At 47.3% G+C, this 24081-nt stretch carries 20 protein-coding genes; 8 read left to right on the forward strand and 12 right to left on the reverse strand.

Features of this window, described 5'->3' with window-relative positions; translation table 11 throughout:
- Positions 1 to 88 precede the first annotated feature (88 nt).
- The 4 genes from leuD to leuA form a co-directional block, all read right to left on the reverse strand.
- Entirely contained in the window at positions 89 to 694 is a 606-nt protein-coding gene (gene leuD, locus FM037_RS26225) for a 3-isopropylmalate dehydratase small subunit (RefSeq protein ID WP_144048422.1), read from the reverse strand.
- 76 nt (positions 695 to 770) lie between these two features.
- The gene (gene leuC / locus FM037_RS26230) at positions 771 to 2171 is read right to left on the reverse strand and encodes a 3-isopropylmalate dehydratase large subunit (RefSeq protein WP_144048423.1); all 1401 of its coding nucleotides are present in this window, start codon (positions 2169 to 2171) and stop codon (positions 771 to 773) included.
- A gap of 87 nt (positions 2172 to 2258) precedes the next feature.
- The gene (gene leuB / locus FM037_RS26235; RefSeq protein ID WP_144048424.1) at positions 2259 to 3353 is read right to left on the reverse strand and encodes a 3-isopropylmalate dehydrogenase; all 1095 of its coding nucleotides are present in this window, start codon (positions 3351 to 3353) and stop codon (positions 2259 to 2261) included.
- A gap of 54 nt (positions 3354 to 3407) precedes the next feature.
- The gene (gene leuA / locus FM037_RS26240) at positions 3408 to 4979 is read right to left on the reverse strand and encodes a 2-isopropylmalate synthase (RefSeq protein WP_144048425.1); all 1572 of its coding nucleotides are present in this window, start codon (positions 4977 to 4979) and stop codon (positions 3408 to 3410) included.
- 514 nt (positions 4980 to 5493) lie between these two features.
- On the opposite strand from leuA, the gene FM037_RS26245 reads away from it, so the two are divergent.
- Positions 5494 to 7245, forward strand: a complete 1752-nt coding sequence (locus FM037_RS26245; RefSeq protein WP_144048426.1) for a nucleotidyl cyclase domain-containing protein — start codon at positions 5494 to 5496, stop codon at positions 7243 to 7245.
- Positions 7246 to 7628: 383 nt separating this feature from the next.
- Here the strand turns inward: FM037_RS26245 and recQ are convergent, their stop codons facing one another.
- Complete coding sequence (gene recQ, locus FM037_RS26250) at positions 7629 to 9461, reverse strand: DNA helicase RecQ (protein ID WP_144048427.1); 1833 nt, start codon at positions 9459 to 9461, stop codon at positions 7629 to 7631.
- A gap of 164 nt (positions 9462 to 9625) precedes the next feature.
- Here recQ and FM037_RS26255 point away from each other — a divergent pair, with 164 nt between their 5' ends.
- Both FM037_RS26255 and rarD read left to right on the forward strand, forming a co-directional pair.
- A complete protein-coding gene (locus FM037_RS26255; protein WP_112350919.1) occupies positions 9626 to 10090 on the forward strand; it encodes a thioesterase family protein in 465 nt (154 codons plus the stop codon).
- A 214-nt stretch (positions 10091 to 10304) separates the two neighbouring features.
- Positions 10305 to 11189 carry an EamA family transporter RarD gene (gene rarD, locus FM037_RS26260; RefSeq protein WP_144048428.1) on the forward strand — a complete coding sequence of 295 codons (885 nt, stop codon included), beginning with the start codon at positions 10305 to 10307 and terminating at the stop codon, positions 11187 to 11189.
- 83 nt (positions 11190 to 11272) lie between these two features.
- Here the strand turns inward: rarD and FM037_RS26265 are convergent, their stop codons facing one another.
- From FM037_RS26265 to FM037_RS26280, 3 genes are all read right to left on the reverse strand, one after another.
- On the reverse strand, positions 11273 to 12781 hold the full coding sequence (locus tag FM037_RS26265) for a TonB-dependent receptor domain-containing protein (RefSeq protein ID WP_185976917.1): 1509 nt from the start codon (positions 12779 to 12781) through the stop codon (positions 11273 to 11275).
- Positions 12742 to 13674 carry a TonB-dependent receptor gene (locus FM037_RS26270; RefSeq protein ID WP_144048430.1) on the reverse strand — a complete coding sequence of 311 codons (933 nt, stop codon included), beginning with the start codon at positions 13672 to 13674 and terminating at the stop codon, positions 12742 to 12744. Before FM037_RS26270 ends, FM037_RS26265 begins: the two co-directional genes overlap by 40 nt.
- A 364-nt stretch (positions 13675 to 14038) precedes the next feature.
- A complete protein-coding gene (locus FM037_RS26280; protein WP_144048432.1) occupies positions 14039 to 15430 on the reverse strand; it encodes a hypothetical protein in 1392 nt (463 codons plus the stop codon).
- An 87-nt stretch (positions 15431 to 15517) separates the two neighbouring features.
- Between FM037_RS26280 and FM037_RS26285 the strand changes: the two genes are divergently transcribed.
- The gene (locus tag FM037_RS26285) at positions 15518 to 16240 is read left to right on the forward strand and encodes a Crp/Fnr family transcriptional regulator (RefSeq protein ID WP_144048433.1); all 723 of its coding nucleotides are present in this window, start codon (positions 15518 to 15520) and stop codon (positions 16238 to 16240) included.
- Between the two features lie 74 nt (positions 16241 to 16314).
- Here FM037_RS26285 and argA read toward each other — a convergent pair whose 3' ends face one another.
- The 4 genes from argA to radC all read right to left on the reverse strand — a co-directional run bounded on the left by argA (position 16315) and on the right by radC (position 19150).
- Positions 16315 to 17634, reverse strand: a complete 1320-nt coding sequence (gene argA / locus FM037_RS26290; RefSeq protein ID WP_144048434.1) for an amino-acid N-acetyltransferase — start codon at positions 17632 to 17634, stop codon at positions 16315 to 16317.
- A 292-nt stretch (positions 17635 to 17926) separates the two neighbouring features.
- Entirely contained in the window at positions 17927 to 18100 is a 174-nt protein-coding gene (gene rpmG / locus FM037_RS26295) for a 50S ribosomal protein L33 (RefSeq protein ID WP_013053319.1), read from the reverse strand.
- A gap of 6 nt (positions 18101 to 18106) precedes the next feature.
- Positions 18107 to 18343, reverse strand: coding sequence for a 50S ribosomal protein L28 (gene rpmB, locus FM037_RS26300; protein WP_144048435.1), 237 nt, complete (start codon positions 18341 to 18343; stop codon positions 18107 to 18109).
- A 129-nt stretch (positions 18344 to 18472) separates the two neighbouring features.
- The gene (gene radC, locus FM037_RS26305) at positions 18473 to 19150 is read right to left on the reverse strand and encodes a RadC family protein (RefSeq protein WP_144048436.1); all 678 of its coding nucleotides are present in this window, start codon (positions 19148 to 19150) and stop codon (positions 18473 to 18475) included.
- 166 nt (positions 19151 to 19316) lie between these two features.
- Between radC and coaBC the strand changes: the two genes are divergently transcribed.
- The 4 genes from coaBC (at position 19317) to FM037_RS26325 (ending at position 24068) form a co-directional block, all read left to right on the forward strand.
- Positions 19317 to 20546 carry a bifunctional phosphopantothenoylcysteine decarboxylase/phosphopantothenate--cysteine ligase CoaBC gene (coaBC, locus tag FM037_RS26310; protein ID WP_144048437.1) on the forward strand — a complete coding sequence of 410 codons (1230 nt, stop codon included), beginning with the start codon at positions 19317 to 19319 and terminating at the stop codon, positions 20544 to 20546.
- Positions 20543 to 21001, forward strand: a complete 459-nt coding sequence (gene dut, locus FM037_RS26315; protein ID WP_144048438.1) for a dUTP diphosphatase — start codon at positions 20543 to 20545, stop codon at positions 20999 to 21001. The genes coaBC and dut overlap by 4 nt, the downstream gene beginning before the upstream one ends.
- A 133-nt stretch (positions 21002 to 21134) precedes the next feature.
- Positions 21135 to 21728: a nucleoid occlusion factor SlmA gene (gene slmA, locus FM037_RS26320; protein ID WP_144048439.1), complete on the forward strand. Its 594-nt coding sequence runs from the start codon at positions 21135 to 21137 to the stop codon at positions 21726 to 21728.
- Between the two features lie 375 nt (positions 21729 to 22103).
- The gene (locus tag FM037_RS26325; protein ID WP_144048440.1) at positions 22104 to 24068 is read left to right on the forward strand and encodes an alpha/beta hydrolase family protein; all 1965 of its coding nucleotides are present in this window, start codon (positions 22104 to 22106) and stop codon (positions 24066 to 24068) included.
- The last annotated feature ends 13 nt before the right edge of the window (positions 24069 to 24081 follow it).

The following is a 24081-nucleotide window of genomic DNA, read 5'->3' on the forward strand; positions in this document are numbered from 1 at the left end:
TTACGATTTAAAACAAAAGCCGGATAAACACTTGTTCATCCGGCTCTAGATTCTTAACACTTAAGTACAAATGTACGCTTAAAAAATCTTACAGCTTCCAGCTTGGGAGTTTAGCTTCATAAGCCGCAATCTGATCGACATAACCTAAAGTCAAACCAATAGCATCCAAGCCATTTAGTAGGTTATGTCGAGCCGAAGTCTCAATCTCAAAACTAAATTTAGCCCCCGATGGAGATGTGACAGTTAAAGCCTCAAGATCGACTGTGATCTCGGCGCCCTCTTGTGCCTCAACCTCATCCATCAACTGCTGCACTTCGACATCAGTCAAACGCACCGGCAGTAGGCCATTGTTGATAGAGTTACCATAGAAAATATCGGCAAAGCTTGGTGCGATAATGGCGCGTAAACCAAAATCGGCTAACGCCCATGGGGCATGCTCACGGCTAGAACCACAGCCAAAATTTTCCTTAGTAAGGAGAACCGATGCGCCCTTATATCTGGGAAAGTTGAGGCTAAACTCTGGATTTGGCTGATCGCCAGCCTCGTCCAAATAACGCCAATCATGGAAGAGGTGTACACCAAAACCATCGCGAGTCACTTTAGACAGAAACTGCTTAGGGATGATCTGATCGGTATCGACATTAGCGCTATCGATCATGACCGAAAGCCCAGTGTGTGAGGTAAATGGATTCATTACTCTGTGCTCCTAGTAAGCTCTGTGAATAGCGACGACATCATCGGCTATAAAAAATTCATACATCTCGGTGCTCCTAGTAAGGTTTGCGAATATCGACGAAGTGACCAGCGATAGCCGCCGCTGCGGCCATGGCCGGGCTAACAAGGTGAGTACGACTACCTCGTCCCTGACGTCCCTCGAAATTACGATTACTGGTTGAGGCGCAACGATCGCCTGCCTCTAAACGATCATCGTTCATCGCTAAACACATAGAGCAACCCGGTAGACGCCACTCGAATCCCGCATCGATAAAGATCTTGTCCAGTCCTTCGGCCTCCGCCTGCTCTTTAACTAAACCTGATCCTGGTACTACAATCGCAATCACGCCATCGGCAACCTTACGGCCCTTAGCCTGTGCAGCCGCAGCACGTAGATCTTCGATACGAGAATTAGTACATGAACCGATAAAGGCCTTGTTGATACTCACATCAGTCATACTAGTCCCGGCTGAAAGCGCCACATACTTGAGCGCTTTTTCGATGCTGTGTCTAACCGTAGCGTTTTGCTCATCTGCTGGGTTTGGTACGACGCCATCGATGGCAACGACTTGTCCCGGATTTGTTCCCCATGTGAGCTGAGGCGCTATATCACCGGCCTCGAGCACAACTGTCGCATCAAAAACTGCATCTTCATCAGTTTTTAATTCGGCCCAATCCGCTACAGCTTGATCCCAAGCTTCGCCCTTGGGTGCAAATTCACGCCCCTTCATATATTCGACAGTGGTAGCATCCGGCGCAATCATTCCCGCCTTAGCCCCCATCTCAATGGCCATATTACACACAGTCATGCGACCTTCCATGGTTAGGGCTTCGATAGCCTCACCACAGAACTCAACGACATAACCCGTGCCGCCATCCATGCCAATCTTGCCTATGATGGCAAGCACGATATCTTTGGCTGTGATCCCGACAGCGACATGCCCACGCACCACAATCTTCATCGTCTTAGCTTTTAGCTGACGCAAGGTTTGCGTCGCCATCACGTGCTCAACTTCAGACGTGCCTATACCGAACGCCAGTGCACCAAATGCACCGTGAGTGGCGGTGTGAGAGTCACCACATACGATAACAGCGCCGGGTATGGTGATGCCAAGTTCAGGCCCCATCACATGCACTATACCTTGGTTCTTATGATGTATGTCATAGAGGCGCACACCAAACTCTTTACAGTTATCCTGCAGTGTTTCTACCTGGATTCGAGCCATAGGGCTCAAAGCATCCAGGCTTGCACTCTTAGTCGAGGTGTTATGATCCATGGTTGCGAAGGTTTTCCCTGGCGCGCGCATTTTGCGACCCGCGGCCCTCAAACCACTGAATGCCTGAGGTGATGTCACCTCATGGACCAAATGTCTGTCTACATAGATAAGCGGCGCTTCACCCTCATTCTCAACGACGATATGTGCATCCCATACCTTCTCGTATAAAGTCTTAGCCATGATCTACGCCTCCCCTACAGTTAATGCAATAACTGAGACAGTACAACCATCCCTCATACCATTCTCGTATAAAGTATTAGTCATATATTAAACCCCTTCGGCAACAGCTTGAGCAATATAATCACCCATCTGACTGGTAGATTTAGCCTGGCTACGCTCGCTTGCAGGCAGTAACTCACCAGTTAAGTAACCATCTCTCAGTGTCTTGCTCACGGCGGCTTCTATCGCTTGGGCAGCATCTTCGAGTTTCAGGCTATGACGCAAAAGCAAGGCGGCTGACAGAATTTGTGCCACCGGATTAGCGATTCCCTGACCGGCGATGTCCGGCGCACTGCCACCAGCAGGCTCGTACATGCCGAAACCTTCACTGTTCATGCTAATCGATGACAGCAGACCCATAGAACCGGTCAACATGGCAATCTCATCCGAGACGATGTCGCCGAACAGGTTAGAGCAGAGCATGACATCGAATTCATTTGGACGACGTAACAACTGCATGGTGGCGTTATCGATATAGATGTGTTCAAGTTCGACATCCGGGTAATCCTTAGCGACCTCTTCGACGACTTCACGCCAGAGTACACTGCAAGCCAAGACGTTAGCCTTATCGACCGAAGTCACTTTCTTGCGACGACCCTGGGCAGATTCGAATGCAATCTTAGCTATGCGCCTGATCTCTTTGCGGCTATATCTCATGGTATCGAATGCTTCTTCATTCTCGCCTTCGCCCTGACGACCCTTAGGCTTACCGAAATAGATACCGCCAGTTAATTCACGCACACAAAGAATATCGAAGCCCTTCTCTGAGATGTCGCTACGCAGTGGCGACATATGTTCGAGGCCCGTATGTAATTTAGCCGGACGCATATTGCAGAAAAGCTCGAAGTGTCCACGAAGAGGCAGTAGCGCGCCACGCTCAGGTTGATCGTTTGGCGGTAAGTGCTCCCACTTAGGACCGCCAACTGAACCAAACAGTACGGCATCGGCCGCTTCACAACCTTTTAGAGTCGCTTCTGGTAGAGGACAACCATGATTATCGATGGCCGCGCCCCCAACATCATATTCACTATATTCGATTGAGAGATCGAAACGCTTCTCGACCGCGGCCAGCACCTTGCGCGCCTCGGCCATCACTTCGGGTCCAATTCCATCTCCGGCTAATACAGCTACTTGATAACTCATACGACACTTACTCCCAACTCTTTAATTTTACTATTCGAATAATTGATAACTTTTTTATACGCCGCCTAACTCGCTACGCTTCTGCTGAATTTTCTCTTTACAATCGGCAACTTTATCTGCACGCCAAGTCAGGTTCATCACATGTATCAGCGCCTGAACCGAAGCTTCAACCACATCGGTCGCCAGCCCGACGCCATGGAAGCTCTGCTGCTGATAGCTCGCCTCAATATCTACCTGACCCAGGGCATCTTGTCCCTCACCCTTGGCGCTTAGCTTATAGCTGGTAATATTCACTTCACACTTGCTCGCACGGGCGATGGCATTATACGCAGCATCCACAGGACCGTTACCCGTGGCCGCCTCAGTGACAGTCTTGCCATCGATTTCAACTTTAACCGTCGCAGTTGCATTGCCTTGAGTAGAATCAGAATGGACCACCAGCTGCTGCAATTTATAATGCGCGTCCTCATCGACCTGAGCCTCAATAAAGACCAGTGCCTCTAGGTCATAATCAAATACCTGACCCTTCTTGTCTGCCAGCTCAACGAAGGAGTTATACAAGGTATCCATATCGTAATCGCTCTCGCCATAACCCATCTCGGCCATGCGATGCTTAATCACGTGACGTCCCGAGCGAGAAGTCATATTGAGATTATTACGGGGTAGCCCTATGCTCTCTGGCGTCATGATCTCATAGGTATTCTGTGACTTAAGCATGCCATCTTGATGAATACCCGATGAATGAGTGAATGCATTAGCACCGACTATCGCCTTATTTGCCTGTACCGGCATGTTACACAACTGGCTGACTAGGTTTGAAGTACGATGGATCTCTTTGGCATTGATGCCGGTTTCGAAACCAAGTTTTGCCTTACGGGTAGACAAGATCATGGCTATCTCTTCCAGAGAACAGTTACCCGCCCGCTCGCCGATGCCATTGACCGTACATTCGATCTGGCGTGCACCATGCTGCACAGCGGTGATCGAGTTAGCGACAGACATGCCTAAGTCATCGTGACAATGAACCGAGATCACCGCCTGATCTATGTTAGGAACCCGATTAAACAAGGTTTCTATGATGGAACCGAATTCGCTCGGTATGGTGTAACCTACGGTATCGGGAATATTAATTGTCCTGGCGCCCGCTTTAATCGCCTCTTCGACCATGCGACATAGGTTGTCGATAGGCGTGCGACCCGCATCTTCACAGGAGAACTCGACATCGTCGGTGAATCGTCGTGCATACTTGATGGCGCCAACCGCCATCTCTAATACCTGATCGAAAGAACGTTTCAGCTTACTTTCAACATGTATGGTCGAAGTGGAGATGAAAGTATGAATACGGAACTGTTCGGCAACCGACAGTGACTGAGCCGCTGCATCGATATCTTTTTCCAAAGCGCGAGACAGGGCACATACTCGGCTGTTTTTTATCGTACGGGCTATGGTCTGAACAGACTTAAAATCTCCCGGAGACGAAACAGGAAAACCCACCTCCATCACGTCAACACCCAGTCGTTCCAGAGATAGCGCTATCTGTAGCTTTTCCTTAACCGTTAAGCTTGCCGCCAAGGCTTGTTCGCCATCACGTAGGGTCGTATCAAAAATAATCACTCGGTTAGACATCTGGTTTCTCCGTGGAAGACCTAATTATTATTTGCGCTTAAAAACAAAAAACCCCGCGGTTGTTAGCGCGGGGTTTGTGAATGCTGTTTCTCTATCGAGTGTGCAACACTACATCCTCCGCGCAGGACCTGCGAGAATGAGAATGAGGAGGTTGAGTAATGCACGCTTTATATTCATCTGTCTTATTTATTCAATGTGCATAATTAATTATGCAGAAGTTAATACTCGATTTTGACGTTATTTTCGTAAAGAACGTTTAATTTTTAACGTGTGGCGGCTCCAGTGTCAACCCCATTCTTTTCATTTTCGCCTTATTAGACCAGAGAAAACACCTTTAAACCCTGACTATCTTTTCATTAACCCTATAATCTGCAGCCATTTACCTAAGATATCTCGATAAAAAGTCGATTTTGAAACAAATAGTTCTAAATCATACTCTGTTGTTTTTTAATACATCAAATTAGTTATAATGCCTGCCACATGGATTTCGAATAAGTAAACGGAGCTTCACCCAATGATCTTTCGTATCGTAGTGCTTTGCCTCACATTCTGGCTAGCGCCAGCATGGGCAAACATACAAGACAGACTCGATACGATCGACAGGCTCCTTTATCAATACCCTACTCAAGCCCTCAATGAGATCAACACCCTAGAAAACATTACCTCTCCCATCAAGCTTACCGAAACAGATAAATTAAGGCTCTCACTACTCAGATGTGAAACCTTCCTGCAACTAGGCGAAAATGAGGCAGCAATTAACGTTGCCCGCATGAATGAAGCTAAGGCGAAGATTCTCAAGCTAGATCAAGCGCGTCCTTACTTCCTCAACTGCATGGCTGCCGCATTCAATAACTATGGTGATTACCGACAGGCATTACCCATACTGGACAGCTCTGTCATGCTGTCCAGGGAGCTTAAACAACCTCAGTCCCTTGTAAACGGATTGAGACTTAGAGGTATAATAGATACTCAGATTGACAGCTATAGTAGCGCATTCGAAGATCTCGTTTTAGCCAGTGATATCTACTCCGATACCCGATCACAAGCTATCAATTGGGTACTGCCTCCAAAGATCAGTATCACACTAGCTATGAGCCAACTGCTAGCCAAAAACGGTAAGTTTAAACCCGCCTACCAGTTATTAGAAAAGGCCCTCGTTAGAGATGATCCCAAGGGTAAGGTGCTACTCACAGCCAGCATACAAGTGGCAAAGATGGCTCAGCTTAATCATGCTATATCCAGTGACCAACTGATTAAAGAGGCAAAAAATTTATTACCAGAACTCGAAACGGCTTTCGAGCTTGCCGTGAGTTACAAGGATATTGCTCAGCTAGAATATAGCAGAGAAAATTACAGTCGAGCGATTCAGCTATTGGAGATCAGTTTACATACCTTCATTAAACAAAAAAGCACCATAGAAAAATTACGAACCCAACGTCTACTTGCCCAAGTACTACTGACAAGCGGCAACCAGCCCAAAGCCATGACCCTGATGAACCAAGCCATAGCAACGGGTCTACAAACTTTTAAATATCATGAGTTAGTACTGTGCTATCAGGTATTGAGTGCCTATTACGTTGATCAGGGCAATTTCGAGCAGGCTTATCATTACCAAGTGCTCAAATTCGGTGCCGCAGAAAACACCTTTAACTTCATCAAAGATACGCGTTTACAGCAATTAAACACTCGTCTGAGCCGACAACAGATTGCACATTCTGCCATAGATAGACACAGTCCTATGCTAGGCAGTCAAGCTCAGTTTAAGAGTGAATATGTACTACTGACTCTATTCATCCTAGTGGCTCTTATGACCATAAGGCAGAGACTAAAATCAACTAAGCTCGCGCAAGCGCCAAAAATCTCCAGCTCACTCGAACAGAAAATAGATAAACTGATCGGCCACAGCAAACTTGTCGGTTTCCACTTGAGTCTTATTCTTATCGATTCCAGACATATTTTTCCTGCCGATCTACCTCTTTTGCATACACGACTGGAGAACCTCCTCAGAGAGCAAGACATAATCACAACGACTATCGATGAGGAGGTGGTGATCTTGTTACCTCATACACAGGAGAAAGGCACCTTAAAGATTATCGAACAGATAAAAACAGTGATGCAGCCACTACAGCAAGGTGATCGGGCTAATATTGGCTATTCAAAATTGCAACAACAGGACAGCCTCAAGTCTTTGATAAAACGAGCTAAGGTGAAACAGTTAATTTTGAAGAACAGGAAACAAGCAAGCCATAGCACAACAACTGTTTAGCTCCAGCTCTCCTAGCTATCAGCCAGTTAGTTAGTTAGTTAGTTAGTTAGTTAGTTAGTTAGCGATCTTATGAAGATAATTCACCGCCGAAACGGCTTAGCTCGAACTCCCTGAATCTGGTTCTCCTAGCTATCGGCTAGGTAGCTAGCGATCTTATTAAGATAATTCACCACCGAAACGGCTTAGCTCGAACTCCCTAAATCTGGCTCTCCTAGCTATCGGCTAGGTAGTTAGCGATCTTATGAAGATAATTCACCGCCGAAACGGCTTAGCTCGAACTCCCTGAATCTGGCTCTCCTAGCTATCGGCTAGGTAGTTAGCGATCTTATTAAGATAATTCACCGCCGAAACGGCTTAGCTCGAACTCCCTGAATCTGGCTCTCCTAGCTATCGGCTAGGTAGTTAGCGATCTCATCGAGGAATTCACCACCGAAACGGCTTAACTTACGCTCACCGACACCGTTAACAGCCAACATTTCGCCTGGACTCGTGGGGGTCATGGCCGCCATTTCGGCCAGAGTCGCATCGTTGAATACCAGATAAGGCGGAACATCCAGTTCTTCAGCCAAGCGTCTACGCAGCAGCTTCAATCTGGCAAATAACTTACGATCATAATTCAATGGCGCACGAGTACTGCCACTACGACGCTTAGAAGTGGTTTGCAGTATGATTCTCGGCTCTGCCAACAATAACTCAACTTCCCCTTTGAGCACTGCTCGCGCCGAGGGGTTCAACTTGACCGATGAGCCCCGGGTAATATCTTGACTGGCAAAGCCTAAGTGGATTATCTGCCTGATGATACTCAGCCAAAATTCATGACTCTTGTCTTTGCCTATTCCCCAGGTAGATAACTTGTCATGGCCGCGGTCCAGCACATTGGCGGCCTTAGAGCCACGCAACACCTCGATGAGGTGATTGATGCCGAAGCCTTGCTTCAAACGATAGATGCTGGAGAGCACCTTCTGTGCATCTTGAATACCGTTATATCGCTTAGGCGGATCTAAACAGATATCACAGTTACCACAGGGCTCTTCGGCACTCTCATCGAAATAGTGCAGCAGCACCTGACGACGACAGGTCTGCGCCTCGGCAAAGGCGGCCATGGTATTGAGCTTATGCAACTCGACCTGCTGCTGAGGACCCGGCTCAGATTGCTCTATCAGATGGCGTACCCGGCCGATATCGGCGGGGTCGAACAGCATCAAGGCCTCAGAATCTAAACCATCACGTCCGGCCCGTCCCGTCTCTTGATAATATGACTCCACGCTCTTGGGGATATCGTAATGCACCACGTAACGAACATTGGACTTGTTGATACCCATGCCAAATGCCACGGTTGCCACCACGATATCGAGTTGATCTTTCAGGAAGCGGTCTTGAACATCGGCCCTCTCCTCCTGAGTCCTGCCCGCATGATAAGAGTCGGCATTATGGCCCTGGAGTCTCAGACGCTCCGCCACCTCATCGACTCGTCTACGGCTGCCGCAATAGATGATGCCACTGGTGCCATTTTGGGCAGTAACGAACTGACGTAACTGATTAGCAGCATTGAGCTTCTCGGCCACTGTATAGCGAATATTCGGACGGTCGAAACTGGTGAGTAAGGAGTAAGGAGTAATAGTCAGACGCTGACAGATATCTTGTCTGGTGGCCTGATCTGCCGTGGCCGTCAGTGCCATAATCGGCACATGGGGAAAATACTGTCTCAGCCTGCCTAGCGCCGCATACTCGGGCCTGAAATCATGACCCCATTGGGAAATACAATGCGCCTCATCTATGGCGAAAAGCGAGATATGCAATTCATGCAGACGGTCGATAAAGCTGGCTTGCAGCAAACGCTCGGGAGAAACATAAAGCAGTTTTAGCTCGCCGCTGTGCATCTCCCTGAGGATCCTAGCCCGCTCTTCCCCTGCCTGAGATGAATTTAGGTATCCGGCATTGACTCCCATCTGCTGCAGGCTATCGACCTGATCTTTCATCAGGGATATCAGCGGTGAGACGACTATGGTCAACCCTGGCATCTGCAATGCCGGCAGCTGATAACACAGGCTCTTACCACCACCTGTAGGCATTATCACCAAGCAATCGATACCGGCACAAATCTGCTCTATCACCTCCCGCTGGCCCTTTCTGAAGGTGCGGTAGCCGAATACCGACTGCAGGCTCGAAGAGAGTGGATCTGATTGAGGTTGCGGCATCACTTGGTCCATGGGCATCGGGAGTCTGAAATAAGGCCGACCATTCTAATAAAGCTCACGCCTCTTGTCTCTCATGATCGGCTAATGTTTGAGAATAATCTTGCATACCAAGGTAAATAAGCGATAGATTAATTGCTCTAATAATAATCAACGACCCATTTAAAGTCGTATAAGGGATGCTTATGACCAATCCAGTGCAAGCCGAAATTCTTAAGAGAGTGGCTGAGGTGTTCGATAAGCAAGTGCCATTCCATAACCTCTTGGGCATGGACATCAAACGTTATGATATCGATGGCGTCGAAGTTAGCGTCAATATGAAGCCTGAGCTTATCGGCAATATCCACCAGCAAATCCTCCATGGCGGCGTCACTGCCACGGTACTCGACGTTGTCGGTGGACTGACAGCCTTCTCGGGTTTAGTCGCCAGTCGCGATGACTGGAGCGTAGAAGAGCTACAGAGCCGCTTGCAAACTTTAGGCACCATAGATCTGAGAATCGATTACCTCAGGCCCGGCAGAGGTGAGATATTTACCGGCACCGGCACTGTGATCCGCGCCGGAAATCGCGTATCAGTCTGCCGCATGGAGCTGCATAATGAACGTGGCGATCACATTGCCTTCGGCACGGGTACTTACATGGTCGGCTAAGTCTGTAGAAGGAACGGCTTCAGAACACAGCGGTCGCAAGCTTTTCTTGCCACAGCTATGTTTGCCTGTAGCTCGCTTATTTCCAAGTGTCAGTTTTACTTTCCTGGTGTCACTCTCATGAGACAGGCAAGAAACGGTTAGTCACAGCTTTAAGCTTGAGGCTGTAAGGCTTGAGGAATACAATGAGGCACTTTCTCACTTTGTAGTTCTATTCATGCTCGATTCTGAATACCGCAAAGGCATAGTCTTTGCTATTTGTGCTTATACTCTCTGGGGCTTCGCGCCACTCTATTTCAAGTTGCTGGGACAGGTTTCCGCAACCGAGATCTTGATACACAGGGTGATCTGGTCATTCGTGTTTGTCACTATACTCATGATGACATTCGGTGGCTTCTCTCGCCTCAGACAAGTGTTGAAGCGGCCGAAGCAGCTCATGGTATTAACCTTGACCTCGATTCTGATCGCGGCTAACTGGCTACTGTTTATCTGGGCCATCAATAATGATCATATGTTGGATGCCAGCTTAGGTTATTTCATCAACCCACTGGTAAATGTCATGTTGGGCATGGCCTTTCTGGGCGAGCGACTGCGGAAACTACAATGGTTTGCCGTCGCATTGGCCGCTAGCGGCGTAATGGTTCAGTTGATCTCGTTTGGCTCAATTCCCCTGGTCTCTTTGGGTCTTGCCTGCTCATTTGGTCTCTACGGACTGCTACGTAAAAAAGTTAATGTAGATGCCAAGACAGGCTTACTGGTCGAGACCGCCATCCTATTCCCGGTTGCACTCATCTACCTGCTTACCAATGTGGGCGGCTCATTAACCAACATGATGACCAACGAGATGTCACTCAATCTGCTGCTATTAGCGGCGGGCATAGTGACCACCATACCCTTGCTCTGTTTCGCCGCTGCGGCGGTGAGGATCCCACTATCAGTACTGGGCTTCATCCAATATCTCGGCCCTAGTATCATGTTTATCTTAGCTATCACCCTCTATGGCGAATCATTCGATCTGGAGAAAGGAATCACCTTCCTGTTTATCTGGGGAGCCTTGGTCGTATTCACCATAGACATGTTCTACAAACGCAAGAAACAGTAATCGACAAATTAATCATCAAGAGGCCCCTATTTCTCATCATAGAAATAGAGGCCTTGTCTCTTCTATAGCATTTTTAACACCTACTATTCGAACTTATAGCTAAACTGCAGAGTCGCACTGCGTCCAGGCTCGGTATAGACCACGTAACCTCCTGGAGTAAACGGCATATCGTAGGAGCTATTGATGGTGATCTCGTCACTCAAGTTTTTCAGTACCAAGCCCAGTTGCCAGTCCGAGTCGGTATTAATCAAGGCTATCTGCGCATTGTATTTAGCAAATGCAGCCTGCTCGGTATAAGGGTTGAGATCCGCGTTGGTGAAGTAGCTGGACTTAAACACTGTCTCGGCCATCAGCCGAATGTCATAGTCGCTACTCAACTCGGTGCGATACTCGAGCCAGGTGCTACCCGATACCTTAGGCGAAAGAGCATTTGGCTGGCCTGATAGGTCGCAAGAGCTGCCATTAGCCTCCACCAGATCCGATGTTTGACTCAAACTAGTAAAGCACTTGGCACCGGTAAACTCATCCCAACTGAAATCGAGTAAACCCAGACTTCCCGACCATAACCAATCATCGGCAAACGCCCAACGACCATCCAGCTCTAGGCCGAAGGAGGTTGCCTTGGCACCATTTTCCACATAGAAGCCTGTGCTGCCATCGAAGGTCGATGTCTGCAGATCGCTGAACTCCATGTAAAACACCGCCAAATTAAGATCGGCGGCTCCGCCGTCTAAGGTGAGTTTACTGCCTAACTCGTAGGACAATACCGACTCATCATCGAACTCGAAGTTTTCCGGCAAATTTGCCCTGGCATCGAATCCGCCTGATTTCGCTCCTTTGGCGATACTGGCATAAAACATGGCATCATCAATTTGATATTTGAGCGAGAGCGCAGGAGTGAAGCTCTCTTCGGTGCGCTGAGCCCTGATACTATGATCCTCACCCGTTCTATAAATTGGGTTGGCAATATTTTGTGTATTGTTACCCAGCAACAAGGGATCCAGATAGGGATAGTCCGGACCTAACATCAGGCTATAAGCGGCTCCGGAGATACCAGGTAGTCCGAACTGATCCAGTGCGCCTTGCAGTGCCGGCGGCGATATCAAGGGCACCTGTGAGATTGGATCCCCGGACAAAAGATCGATAAGCGTCAAGTCCCGGCTACCGTCTTTCTCTTCATGGGTATATCTGAGTCCCAGACTGACGCTCCACTGCTCATCCAGGTTCCAATCGAACTTACCGAAAGCACTCATCACCTCGGACTGAGTTCGAAACTGCCTCACCCCATCAAATTGCAGCGCATAGGCCAAAAAGTGTTCATCATAGGTGAGATCTGAATCTTGATAGTAGGCGCCTAAGATATAATTGAAGCGCTCATGTCCAGGCGACATCAGCCTCAACTCCTGGCTGAATTGACTGTACTCCTCATCGCTGACACTGCGATACAAGAGAGGTCTGGGCGTCCTGTCGCCATCATTTGAGGTATCGACCTCATAGGATTGCCATCCACTGATGGCGCTTAGAGTGTGATCACCCAGTTCATACTCTATCTTCAAGGTCTGATGACTGGCGGTGAACTCGCCGCCCTCCACCTCTCCGATTGCTGGCGTGGTCTTAGCCGATATGAGGCTGACACCATAATCCCCAGGCTGGCCGCAAGATCTGGGTTAGCTGCGGCTAATGCAGGCTCTAAAATGCCCTTAGTATTACTGTCACCGGTAAACTCATCCTTATCCTGTTGCAACTTGAGATCTATGCTCAATTTATCCGTTGGCTGCCAGGCTAAAGATAACCGCCCCAGCAGCGTCTCATGCTGGACTTCAGATTCATCAGTAATGATGTTCTTCATATAGCCATCGCTGTCCACAGCCCTAAAAGCGAAGCGGGCCTGCAGAGTATCGGCTAAGGGGCCAGATACTGCACCTTCGAACGTCAAACCATCATAGGTCATGTCATAGCTGGTATTGATGTAGCCACTGAAGTAGTCCGTCGGTGACGCTGTAGTAAGATTAAGCGCGCCAGCCGTGGTGTTCATGCCAAACAGAGTGCCCTGAGGGCCACGTAAGACCTCTACCATCTCCAGATCGAGAAAGGTGCTGCGCATCAGGTGCCCACGGCCGCGATAGATACCATCGACATAGGTACCCACCGTCTGCTCGAAGCCCTGATTAGGCCCAGATCCCAGGCCGCGCATATAGATATTAAAGCCTTGGCCGGATTGACTGACACTGAAGTTACCGATCCGGCTCGACAACTCTTCTGTGTTACTGATGTTCATATTCTCTAAGGCTTCACGATTGATGGTCGCCACCGACAAGGGTACATCTTTCACACTCTCGGTACGCTTCTGGGCCGTGATTGTGATCACCTCAAGTTGACGAGCATTCTCTTGCTCTTTCTCATTACTATCATCATCTGCAAACACCAGCATAGGCGTTGAAATCATGCTGCTTATCAGCAGTTTAGTTATTATATTTAATTGCATAGTCCACTCTCTTATTTTATTTTGGGATTACGCAGATGAATACGACTTTATTCCATCTGATTTAGGCCCGCACTCCCCTGCGGGCCCGCCTTAATGTGTTATACCATTCCATATAAGTATCTGGTCAGTTCAGAGGCTCTCAGTTTTTTCAATTCAAGGCGCATTGATGAGGAAATGGTATTCCCTTTTAAGTCAATGCAACACAGAAGTGGAAACACTAAGAGCCTCACGCAGTGCGGGTTTCAAAGCCCTTTATGCTACGTTGAATGTTCTCGATATAGAATAACTATTAGCTTCAAACATTCGCCTTGCCTACAGTGCTTTGAACTCCCGCTGAATAATCAGATACTTACTCGGAATGGTATTAAATACAGGGGAAAACAGCCTCAAACATGGAAGGCATCATGTAGCGGGATTTAGGAAAGTATTCCTTCATCACAGTCTGCTCATCACCTGGCTTAAGGATTTTCTGCACCGCGTTGGGAAAGTCAGGCGAGGCGAGTAAGTTACGGATCTGCACCACAGCCATATCCTCATCGCCCAAGCCATCACCATCGGCCGCCATCTCTAGCCAGGCGACGCCACATTGGCGTTTGGCATTACGGGGCCTGTCCTCCTCACGTGAAACCACTATGGTGTAGTAGCCCTTGGCATCCAGAGGCACCTCCTCATCGAACAGGCAATCGGTTACCCGAGTGTTGGCGAAGCTCTGATTGGAACAAATAGACCAATATCTCAGGTCGGCATCGAGCTGTTCACGAGCACCATAGAAGGACTTAGTGACCTTAGGCATCTTGGCGCGGATAACCAATATCTTGCCAAATTTACGGTTCACTATGGTGCGAATGTAATTATTATCCAGGTTCGGATAGAAGCCCCCCTCAGAACGGCGACCCGCGGTGATTTTTTTACCCGAATACATGGACAACAAGAATTCTCTATCGTATTGGATGTACCAACTCGCCGGGTTGGTAGCCGGCCAGGTAGCAGGCTTATCCGGCTGATCTCTAAGGGCTATATATTGCTCTGCAGGAATGTTGAGTGCCGTGGGATCGATCCTCAAGGGTTGTCCGACATTCAAGCTGTCACAAGCTGCATTGCCTTTTAACGTCTTGCCATTACTCAGAGTTAATATCGGCTCGGGCAATGGCACACCACCTGTGATAGATGCCTGCTCATCGGGCAAATAGATACGATAAATCAACAGCTGCTGATCTTTCTTATAGGTAGGTGCATAAATGCTCTTACGCACCATATTGCGTTGCATCACGCCTCGCTCTATCTCCGGCGGAATTCCTGTCTGTACCGCGATGCGGTAGCTGCGTTTCTCAGCCAGGCGATCGGCGCCAGCCTGATAAGGATTAATATTATTTAGCTTAGGTGCCACCAGGTAATCGGCCACCGAGTCCATGGGGCGCCCTCCTTCGTCATAACTGATCAATGACTGGTAGCGTGCATGGGCAAACTCACCGTCGATCTGCAACTTGGCTCCCTTAGGTATGGTGAAAGTCGCCGCCCAATAGAAGACGTTTGCATCCGGATAGGCCACATTGATATAGGGATCGGCACTGAAAGGGCCTCGATTCCAGAAGCAGGTACGTGGGCCACCAACATCAGATGTTGGCTTCTCATAGTCTAAAGCTTGTGCCTGTGCTTGAGGTGAAGCCTGAACCGACAGGCTGCTGATGCCCAGAAAAAAAACAGATATCCATTTAAGGCGATGCGTGTTTATTATATTAGTAATTGCGTAACTCATCTTTCTCCCCAGCGGAAATGAAACACTGATGTTACTTTTCCGTAAAAGTATGTAGCTTATTAACCTAGTCGATATAGAGAGGGTCAATTGTCGCCAAATAGACAATCTCAGATAAAAGTCACCGATGAACAGCTTAAAGGTTTTCTGAAATGCTCGGAGGTCTTTAATGCCTGTAAGTCTGAGGATATCGATTACATTCTGAGACAACTTAAGATTTATCATTATGATAATGAAACGGTTATCGCTCATAGAGAAGATGTGGGAGATCAGATTAGGTTTGTGATCAAGGGCAGCTTAAACATAGTAGCCACTAGCTTAGACGGTAAAGAGGTGAGGTTTCCCCCCATAGGACCTAACCGATGGATCGGCTGGATATCCTGTTTCGATGACCAAGTCTTGTCCCATGATTGGGTCGCCACAGCGAACTCAGACATCATAGTCCTCCCTGGTATTGCAATACGAAAACTATGTAGCAAGAACCCGGACTTATACCCCAAGATAATGGCGGAGATTAATCGTCAATTTAAGTTACTCATGAGCTGGACCGAGTTTGTCTCCCTGCATTCCCTCAGCGCCAGAGCCAGCATGCTGATCCAGATTCTGGCACAGATAAGTGCGACACCCATGGATAACAAGCCCGGCTGGTTACAGGTGAATGTCACTCAAGAGCACTTGGCCTCTTTCCTCAACCTATCACGCCAAACTGCCAATAAACTGCTTGTTGGATTAGAGAAGGATGGTTTTATCAGCATAGGATATCGAAAGATCCTCATCAATACCGCATACCTGAGAGCTCAGACTGGCAAATGAATCATTAGACAGATCAATTCCAAATAAAAATGCCAGCTAATGCTGGCATTTTCTATCCACAGCTACTCAGAACCTTATAGTTCTAAGGCGAGTATCTTGGATTTTCTTTGATAGTTGTACAATTGCTTCTTCTTATCTGGCAAGGTTTCCACATCGACAATATCGAAACCCTGTTCCAGAAACCAATGAATGCTGCGCGTGGTCAGGGCAAACAATTTAGAATAGCCCCTGACCCTGGCTTGACCGATAATATTTTTAAGCAGTATGCTCCCCCTGTCGGCATCCCGGTATTCTGGATGCACCACCAGACAGGCAAACTCACCGGCATTGTCTTCCTCGAACGGGTAAAAGGCCGCGCAGCCTATGACCAGGTTATCGCGTTCGATAAGCATAAACTGCTCAATCTCCATCTCCAGCTGCTCACGGGAACGACGGACTAGAATGCCCTTCTGCTCTAACGGACGGATCAGATCTAAGATCCCGCCTATATCGCCAATGCCGGCACGGCGCAGACGCTCGGCGCTCTCGGTTACAATCTGGGTACCTATACCATCTCTGGAGAAGAGCTCCTGCAACAAGGCACCATCATCCAGATAACTAACAAAGTGACAACGGGAAACACCATTTCGACAGGCATCTATGCTGGCCTTGAGAAAGGCTTTAGTACCTGGACAGACACTCGAGCTTAAGTCTAAATCGTTCAAGATAGCTTGAGCATCATTTGGCATCAACTCGGCCAGCACTTGACCCGTACTATCCAGGATGCCTTTCTGTGAGCTAAAACCTATCATCTTATCGGCTTTGAGTTTCACTGCGATCTGAGTGGCGACCTCTTCGGCTGTCAGATTAAAGCTCTCTCCCGTAACTGAAGCGGCAACGGGCCCGAGTAACACTATGCTATTACTTTCCAGCTGCCCCTTGAGGCCTTGCACATCGATACGCCTGACCTTGCCACTCAGGCAATAGTCGACACCATCATCGACACCAAGAGGCTGAGCGATAACGAAATTACCACTCACCACATTGATCTGCGCCCCCTGCATCGGGGTATTACTCAGACTCATGGAGAGTCTGGCGGTGATATCCAGCTGCAGTCCACCCACAACTTGTTTAATCACCTTAAAGGCATCTTCGTCGGTGATCCTTACGCCATTGTAGTATTCAGGCAGGATGGTTTTGTCCGCCAAAGCCTCATCAATCTGCGGCCTGGCACCATGCACCAGAACAATCTTGATCCCCAGACTATGCAAGAGGGCAATATCATTAATGATCGAACGAAATTGTTTATTAGCTAACGCCTCGCCCCCTAGCATCACCACAAAGGTCTTGCCCCTATGGGAATTGACGTAGGAAGCTGAGTGACGAAATCCATCAACGAGTTCAGTGGTACGCACGAATATATTCTCACCTTAATTCATTTATGCAAAACTGACGGCCACAGCCGTAGGTTATAACAAACATGATATTGCATTTTAATTCAAAATAAAAGCATTTATATTTAATCGTGGATATGTAAAAACTGTTTTAAAATAGGGCACGGACTAATAAAATGAAAATAACACAAATGAATAACAATTTAGATTATTCATCTTACTCGATCTACATGACAATGCGTTGAACAAACTAAATTTTAAGCAAAAAAAAACCCCTGAATCAGGGGCTTTAGTAGAAGTTAGCAACAAGTTATTACTTGATTTTAGCTTCTTTGTACATAACGTGCTTACGGATAACGGGATCAAATTTCTTGATTTCCATCTTTTCAGGCATGTTACGTTTGTTCTTTTCAGTCGTGTAGAAATGACCAGTCTTAGCGCTAGAAACTAGCTTGATCTTCTCACGATTACCTTTAGATTTAGCCATGGTTTATTATACCTTCTCGCCGCGTGCACGAAGTTCTGCAACAACAACTTCAATACCTTTCTTATCGATAATACGCATACCTTTAGGGGTAAGACGTAGCTTAACGAAGCGCTTCTCGCCTTCTAACCAAAAACGATGGTTTTGTAGGTTAGGTAAAAAACGACGACGCGTAGAATTCTTCGCGTGCGAGCGGTTGTTACCAACCATCGGCTTCTTGCCAGTTACTTGGCATACTCTTGACATGTCAATCTTCTCCAAAACAAAATATTTTTAACGCTCGAGCATTAATGCACCTCGAACACGGCCGTCGCCTGAGGCACACAACAGAGGGCGCATTTTATACAGGATCTAAAAGCAAAGATCAAGGAATAGTTAGTCTATCCATCCCCGCTCTGCAAATGAAACTATCTCGCGATCGCCTACAACCATATGGTCTAACAAGGAAACATCTATGGTTGCCAAGGCACACTTTAATCGCTCAGTAATTCGCCTATCGGCCAGGCTTGGCTCCGCAACTCCAGATGGATGGTTGTGGCAGACAATCACGGCCGCGGCTTTTTTCTCAAGCACCAGACACACCACATCTCGTGGATAAACTGACGCTGAATCTATGGTGCCGCGGAATAATTCAACAAACTGAATGACTCGGTGCTGACTGTCCAACAACAAAATGGCGAACACTTCATAGGCACGATCCCGTAATTGTCTCATTAAATAGTCCCGAGTTAAATCAGGATCACTCAATATTTTGCCTCTTTTTAACTTTTCCGCCGAAATCCGGGTACTAAACTCAGCCGCAGCCTGAATCTGAGCAAACTTTACCGGCCCCATACCAGGTAATTTACAGACCTCCTGCTGAGAGGCCTTCAGTAGCTCCCTGAGCCCGCCGAACTCTGCGATTAGATTCCGAGCCAACTCAACGGCACTCAATCCCTTTAAGCCATTTCTAAGCACCACAGCTAACAGCTCAGAATCTGATAACTGACCGGCCCCATGGCTCAACAGTTTATCCCGCGGCCCCTCTCCTGACGGCCAATCTTTGATCCCCATCACCCCTCCTTGCGTGATTTTCAACTTATGCTGAGTATGGTCGAGTTTTCTAAAACTTGTATCCTCCACAGCCTAAGCTTTGTGATATCTTAGGCTGCAATTCAATTTAGCGACTGCATTGTTTCTCATAGGTCATCCTTATGAGCCACGGTCTATGAGCAAAAGTATGAGCCAAAGTAAGACTTCAAGCCCAACCAATAAAAATATCCTACTCGCTATAGGCGGCGGAATAGCGGCCTATAAATCAGCCGATCTTATCCGACGCTTAAAAGAGCGTGGCTTCGACGTACGTGTTGTGATGAGTCAGAGTGCGAAGGAATTTATCACTCCGCTTACCTTGCAAGCCTTATCGGGATATCCGGTGGCATCGGACCTACTCGACACCGCAGCTGAAGCGGCCATGGGTCATATAGAGCTGGCTCGATGGGCGGATCTGGTGATTGTCGCCCCGGCAACTGCCAACCTGATAGCCCGAATCAATGCAGGTATGGCCGATGAGCTTATTACCACCACTTGCTTAGCTACCGAGGCCCCAATGATACTCTGCCCGGCGATGAACCAGCAGATGTATCGTAATCAGGCGACACAAGATAACCTGGCAAACTTAGCCAAACGCGGTCTTAAGATTTGGGGACCCGCATCGGGCAGCCAGGCCTGTGGCGAAATAGGCCCTGGACGCATGCTCGAACCTTTAGATATCGTCGCTCTGGCAATGCAATTTTTCGCGCCTAAATTACTGGCGGGCCACTCACTACTGCTGACAGCCGGACCGACACGGGAAGCAATCGATCCTGTGCGTTATATCTCCAATCATAGCTCGGGCAAAATGGGCTTCGCCATCGCTAAAGCGGCGGCCGACATGGGCGCCGAGGTCACCTTAATCTCCGGACCAGTCAACCTGACGACACCAGCTGGAGTCAAACGAGTCGATGTTATCTCGACCCAAGACATGCTTGATGCTGTGATGAGCCGAGTCGATAGTCACGATATTTTCATCGGCTGCGCCGCCGTAGCCGATTATCGAGTGGCAGATGTCGCAACGGATAAGATAAAAAAATCATCCTCCAATATGCAGCTTGCCTTGGTAAGAAATCCTGATATCTTAGCCACCGTTGCCAGCCATAGTCCAAGACCATTTACCTTAGGGTTCGCCGCCGAGACCCAAGATGTCGAACGCTACGCTAAAGATAAACTAGTGCGCAAGAAACTCGATATGATTGCCGCCAATGATGTGTCTAATCCTGAACTGGGTTTCAATGCCGACAACAATGCACTCAAGGTCATTTGGGCTAAGGGCCAAGAAGATCTTCCGGCAACCGATAAGCAAACCTTGGCCAGCCAACTACTCGCCATTGTCGCCAAACGAATAGCCATTTTAAAAGATGACAAGAAATGAAGACACCCATAGAAATCAAAATTCTCGATTCACGTATCGGTTCACAGTACCCCCTCCCCGCCTACGCAACACCAGGCAGTGCGGGTATGGACCTTAGGGCCATGATTGAGACAAGTATAATCGTCGAGCCGGGTGAAACTATCTTAATTCCAACCGGTATTTCGATTCATGTTGCCGATCCTGGACTTGCGGCCATGATTTTACCGCGCTCGGGCCTGGGTCATAAACATGGCATAGTGCTTGGAAATTTAGTTGGCCTGATCGACTCCGACTACCAAGGCCCTCTTATGGTCTCTTGCTGGAACAGAGGCAGTGAACCTTTTACCTTAGAGATAGGTGACAGATTAGCCCAACTGGTGTTTGTACCGGTAATGCAGGCTGAATTTAAGCTTGTCGATGAATTTGATAATTCAAGTCGTGGCGAAGGTGGCTTTGGCCACTCAGGTACCAAATAGCAAAACACCCTATAGCTAGATATTAGCTAGCTGAGTGTGATCAATAAGAGTGACATTCACTTGCCCAAGACCCATTCAAAGGTAAATGAAGATATCACCTAGCTCCTGTCGTATTCGAGTGAAGGAAAACTAAATGGCTGCAAGCCCTAAAATTAATCGCCGCGAACATATTCTCCAATGTCTAGCCACCATGCTAGAAACCAATCCAGGACAAAGAATTACCACAGCCAAACTCGCTGCCGAAGTTGGTGTATCCGAGGCGGCCTTGTATCGTCACTTCCCGAGTAAGGCCCGCATGTTTGAGGGTTTGATAGACTTTATCGAAGAGTCGCTACTTTCACGCATCAACCTCATCATGGATGAAGAGAAAGACACCATGAAACGCTGCCAGTTATTGCTGCAACTGCTGCTTATCTTCTCCGAGCGTAACCCGGGGATCTCTCGAATTCTCAATGGCGACGCCCTTTTGGGTGAAAATGAACGCCTGCGCAGCCGGGTTAATTTGATATTTTGTAAGATAGAGACCCACCTGAAACAGATCCTCCGAGAGAAGACTTTACGTGAAGGCAAGGGTTTCAAACTGGACGAGGCGATTCTGGCGAATCTATTACTCGCCGTCGCCGAAGGACGGATCGCTCAATTTGTTCGCAGCGAATTCAAGCAAAAACCGACTCAGCACTTCGACCAACAGTGGATATTTATTCAACAGCAACTGCTACAAAGTTAACCCCATATACCCTATAGCAGCCTGTATAAAGGCTGCTGCTCCCAAAGAAAATTAATTGCAGATCCTAACCGTTTACTTTACCCTCCTCATTTAACGCATTCGCAAAAACCAACGATCTCACGTAACAATGATATCTCTATGAAACTAATTAGCTGTTTTAGTTTTACCTAGGGATATATACGTAAAATGAATAGAAACTTGTAACACGGATGTCTCAATGAAACTAATTAGTTGTTTTAGTTTTACCTAGGGATATATACGTAAAATGAATAGAAACTTGTAACACGGATGTCTCAATGAAACTAATTAGTTGTTTTAGTTTTACCTAGGGATATATACGTAAAATTAATAGAAACTTGTAACAAGGATGTCTCAATGAAACTAATTAAGTGGTTTAGTTTTACCTGCCTACTGCTAAATAGTCTGATAGGCCAAGCTCAAACAAATGATCTCATTGCCAAATTTAGCCGATCCACCGAATACTCTAATGTAAAAATATCTCCTAATGGAGAATACCTTAGTGTCTTGACCTCAAAAGAGGGAAAGAAAATGCTAATGATATTAGACGCCATCTCCAAAAAACCAATTAACGTTATTCATTTTCCCGGAAATGCTCAAGTTGGCAACTACGAATGGGTCAATCATGAGCGCATCGTTTTACAAAAAGAATACCTGAAAGGTTGGAAAGACCACCCACAATACTATGGCGAATTAATGGCTGTAAATGCCGATGGTTCCCAAGCTAAATACCTTTTTGGCTATAAAGGTGGTGAAATGCAAACGGGATCTAGGCTGAAAAAAAATACCCCCATTCGTGCCACAGCTTATATCTTAGACCCCTTGCCTAAAGATGAACGTTTCATGCTAGTTCAGGCACTGCCTTGGGGCTCAGGGGGAAGTAATACGGCAGAAAACCGACAAAGGGTCTATAAAGTTGATGTGTATAAGGGCACCCGTAAAAAAATTACCACATCCCCTATTCCTTATGCCAGATTCCTCAATGACGATGAGGGCAAGGTCCACTTTGTCAGTGGTACAAGAGATTACATTAGCTACACACTGTTTTATCGACAAGATAGTAAATGGGTAGATACAGATAAACTCAATCTAAACCTGAGCCAGATGAGCCCTATCGCTTTTGGCGAAAATAGCGACAGTGTTTATGTTGTAGGCAGTGAAAATGGCAAACCTAAAGGCGTGTATCTTGTCAACATTAAAACGGGCACAAAAAAACTAATAAGCCAAGATGAAATTGTCGACCCGAGCAACATCTGGCTTAATAAAATAAGTAAAAAACTCTACGCCGTTGAGTATGAAAATGGCTATCCGACCTATGAGTTTGTCGATAAAAAAGATACACACGCTAAATATGTTAAGCAATTACTCGCTTCATTACCGGGACATCAGATCCATCTAGTCAGTGAAACTAACGATGGCAGCCAGTTTATAATCAAAGCATTTAACGATAGGAATCCAGGAGATTACTATCTGTTCAACAGCAAAACGGTAAGGCTTGAGTATCTTGTTTCTCAAAAAAAATGGCTTGACCCAGAGCTGATGGCTGAGGTTAAACCTATCACTTTCACCAGCCGAGACGGCAAGCAGATCCATGGCTACCTCACTCTACCCAACGGCAAGGAAGCCAAGGATTTACCTCTGGTAGTCAACCCACATGGCGGTCCACATGGGCCAAGGGATTGGTGGGGATTCGACACGCAAAACCAATTAATAGCCAGCCAAGGTGCAGCCGTACTTCAGGTCAACTTTAGAGGCTCTGGTGGCTACGGATCCAGCTTTGAATATGCTGGTCACCAAAAGTGGGGAACTGAGATTCAGTATGACATAATAGATGCCACTCGCTATGTAATCGAACAGGGATATGTCGACAAAGAGCGGATCTGTATCGTCGGCGGAAGCTTCGGCGGATACTCGGCATTACAAAGCTCTATTATCGAACCCGACTTATTTAAGTGTGCGATTGGTTTCGCTGGCGTCTATGATCTTGAACTTATGTTTGAAGAGGGCGATGTTCAAGGACGAAAAGCCGGCAGAAAATACCTGACAGAAGTGCTTGGCACCGACGAAGCAGCTCTAGCTAAGATGTCTCCAAGCCATAATGTCGATAAACTCAAAGCTAAATTGTTATTAGTGCACGGAGGAGAAGACGAGCGCGCTCCTATAGAGCAGCTTGAGTCTCTTGAAGATGCACTGAAAGAAATCAACTACCCCTATGAAAAGTTGATCATGGATGATGAAGGCCACGGTTTCTATAATGATGAACACCAAGAGAAATATTACAAACTTATGATGGCTTTCCTAGAAACTAATCTCAAATTATAACCGTTAATTAACA

Source organism: Shewanella psychropiezotolerans (assembly GCF_007197555.1).
In the GTDB taxonomy this organism is placed as follows: domain Bacteria; phylum Pseudomonadota; class Gammaproteobacteria; order Enterobacterales; family Shewanellaceae; genus Shewanella; species Shewanella psychropiezotolerans.

Coding starts and splice junctions, on each gene's coding strand:
- slmA (WP_144048439.1), top strand. CDS start 21,135: ATGGCTGCAAGCCCTAAAATTAATCGCCGCGAACATATTCTCCAATGT.
- FM037_RS26245 (WP_144048426.1), top strand. CDS start 5,494: ATGATCTTTCGTATCGTAGTGCTTTGCCTCACATTCTGGCTAGCGCCA.
- recQ (WP_144048427.1), bottom strand. CDS start 9,461: ATGCCCATGGACCAAGTGATGCCGCAACCTCAATCAGATCCACTCTCT.
- FM037_RS26325 (WP_144048440.1), top strand. CDS start 22,104: ATGAAACTAATTAAGTGGTTTAGTTTTACCTGCCTACTGCTAAATAGT.
- coaBC (WP_144048437.1), top strand. CDS start 19,317: ATGAGCCAAAGTAAGACTTCAAGCCCAACCAATAAAAATATCCTACTC.
- FM037_RS26270 (WP_144048430.1), bottom strand. CDS start 13,674: ATGCAATTAAATATAATAACTAAACTGCTGATAAGCAGCATGATTTCA.
- rpmG (WP_013053319.1), bottom strand. CDS start 18,100: ATGGCTAAATCTAAAGGTAATCGTGAGAAGATCAAGCTAGTTTCTAGC.
- leuA (WP_144048425.1), bottom strand. CDS start 4,979: ATGTCTAACCGAGTGATTATTTTTGATACGACCCTACGTGATGGCGAA.
- leuC (WP_144048423.1), bottom strand. CDS start 2,171: ATGGCTAAGACTTTATACGAGAAGGTATGGGATGCACATATCGTCGTT.
- leuB (WP_144048424.1), bottom strand. CDS start 3,353: ATGAGTTATCAAGTAGCTGTATTAGCCGGAGATGGAATTGGACCCGAA.
- dut (WP_144048438.1), top strand. CDS start 20,543: ATGAAGACACCCATAGAAATCAAAATTCTCGATTCACGTATCGGTTCA.
- rarD (WP_144048428.1), top strand. CDS start 10,305: ATGCTCGATTCTGAATACCGCAAAGGCATAGTCTTTGCTATTTGTGCT.
- FM037_RS26255 (WP_112350919.1), top strand. CDS start 9,626: ATGACCAATCCAGTGCAAGCCGAAATTCTTAAGAGAGTGGCTGAGGTG.
- rpmB (WP_144048435.1), bottom strand. CDS start 18,343: ATGTCAAGAGTATGCCAAGTAACTGGCAAGAAGCCGATGGTTGGTAAC.
- radC (WP_144048436.1), bottom strand. CDS start 19,150: ATGGGGATCAAAGATTGGCCGTCAGGAGAGGGGCCGCGGGATAAACTG.
- leuD (WP_144048422.1), bottom strand. CDS start 694: ATGAATCCATTTACCTCACACACTGGGCTTTCGGTCATGATCGATAGC.
- FM037_RS26280 (WP_144048432.1), bottom strand. CDS start 15,430: ATGAGTTACGCAATTACTAATATAATAAACACGCATCGCCTTAAATGG.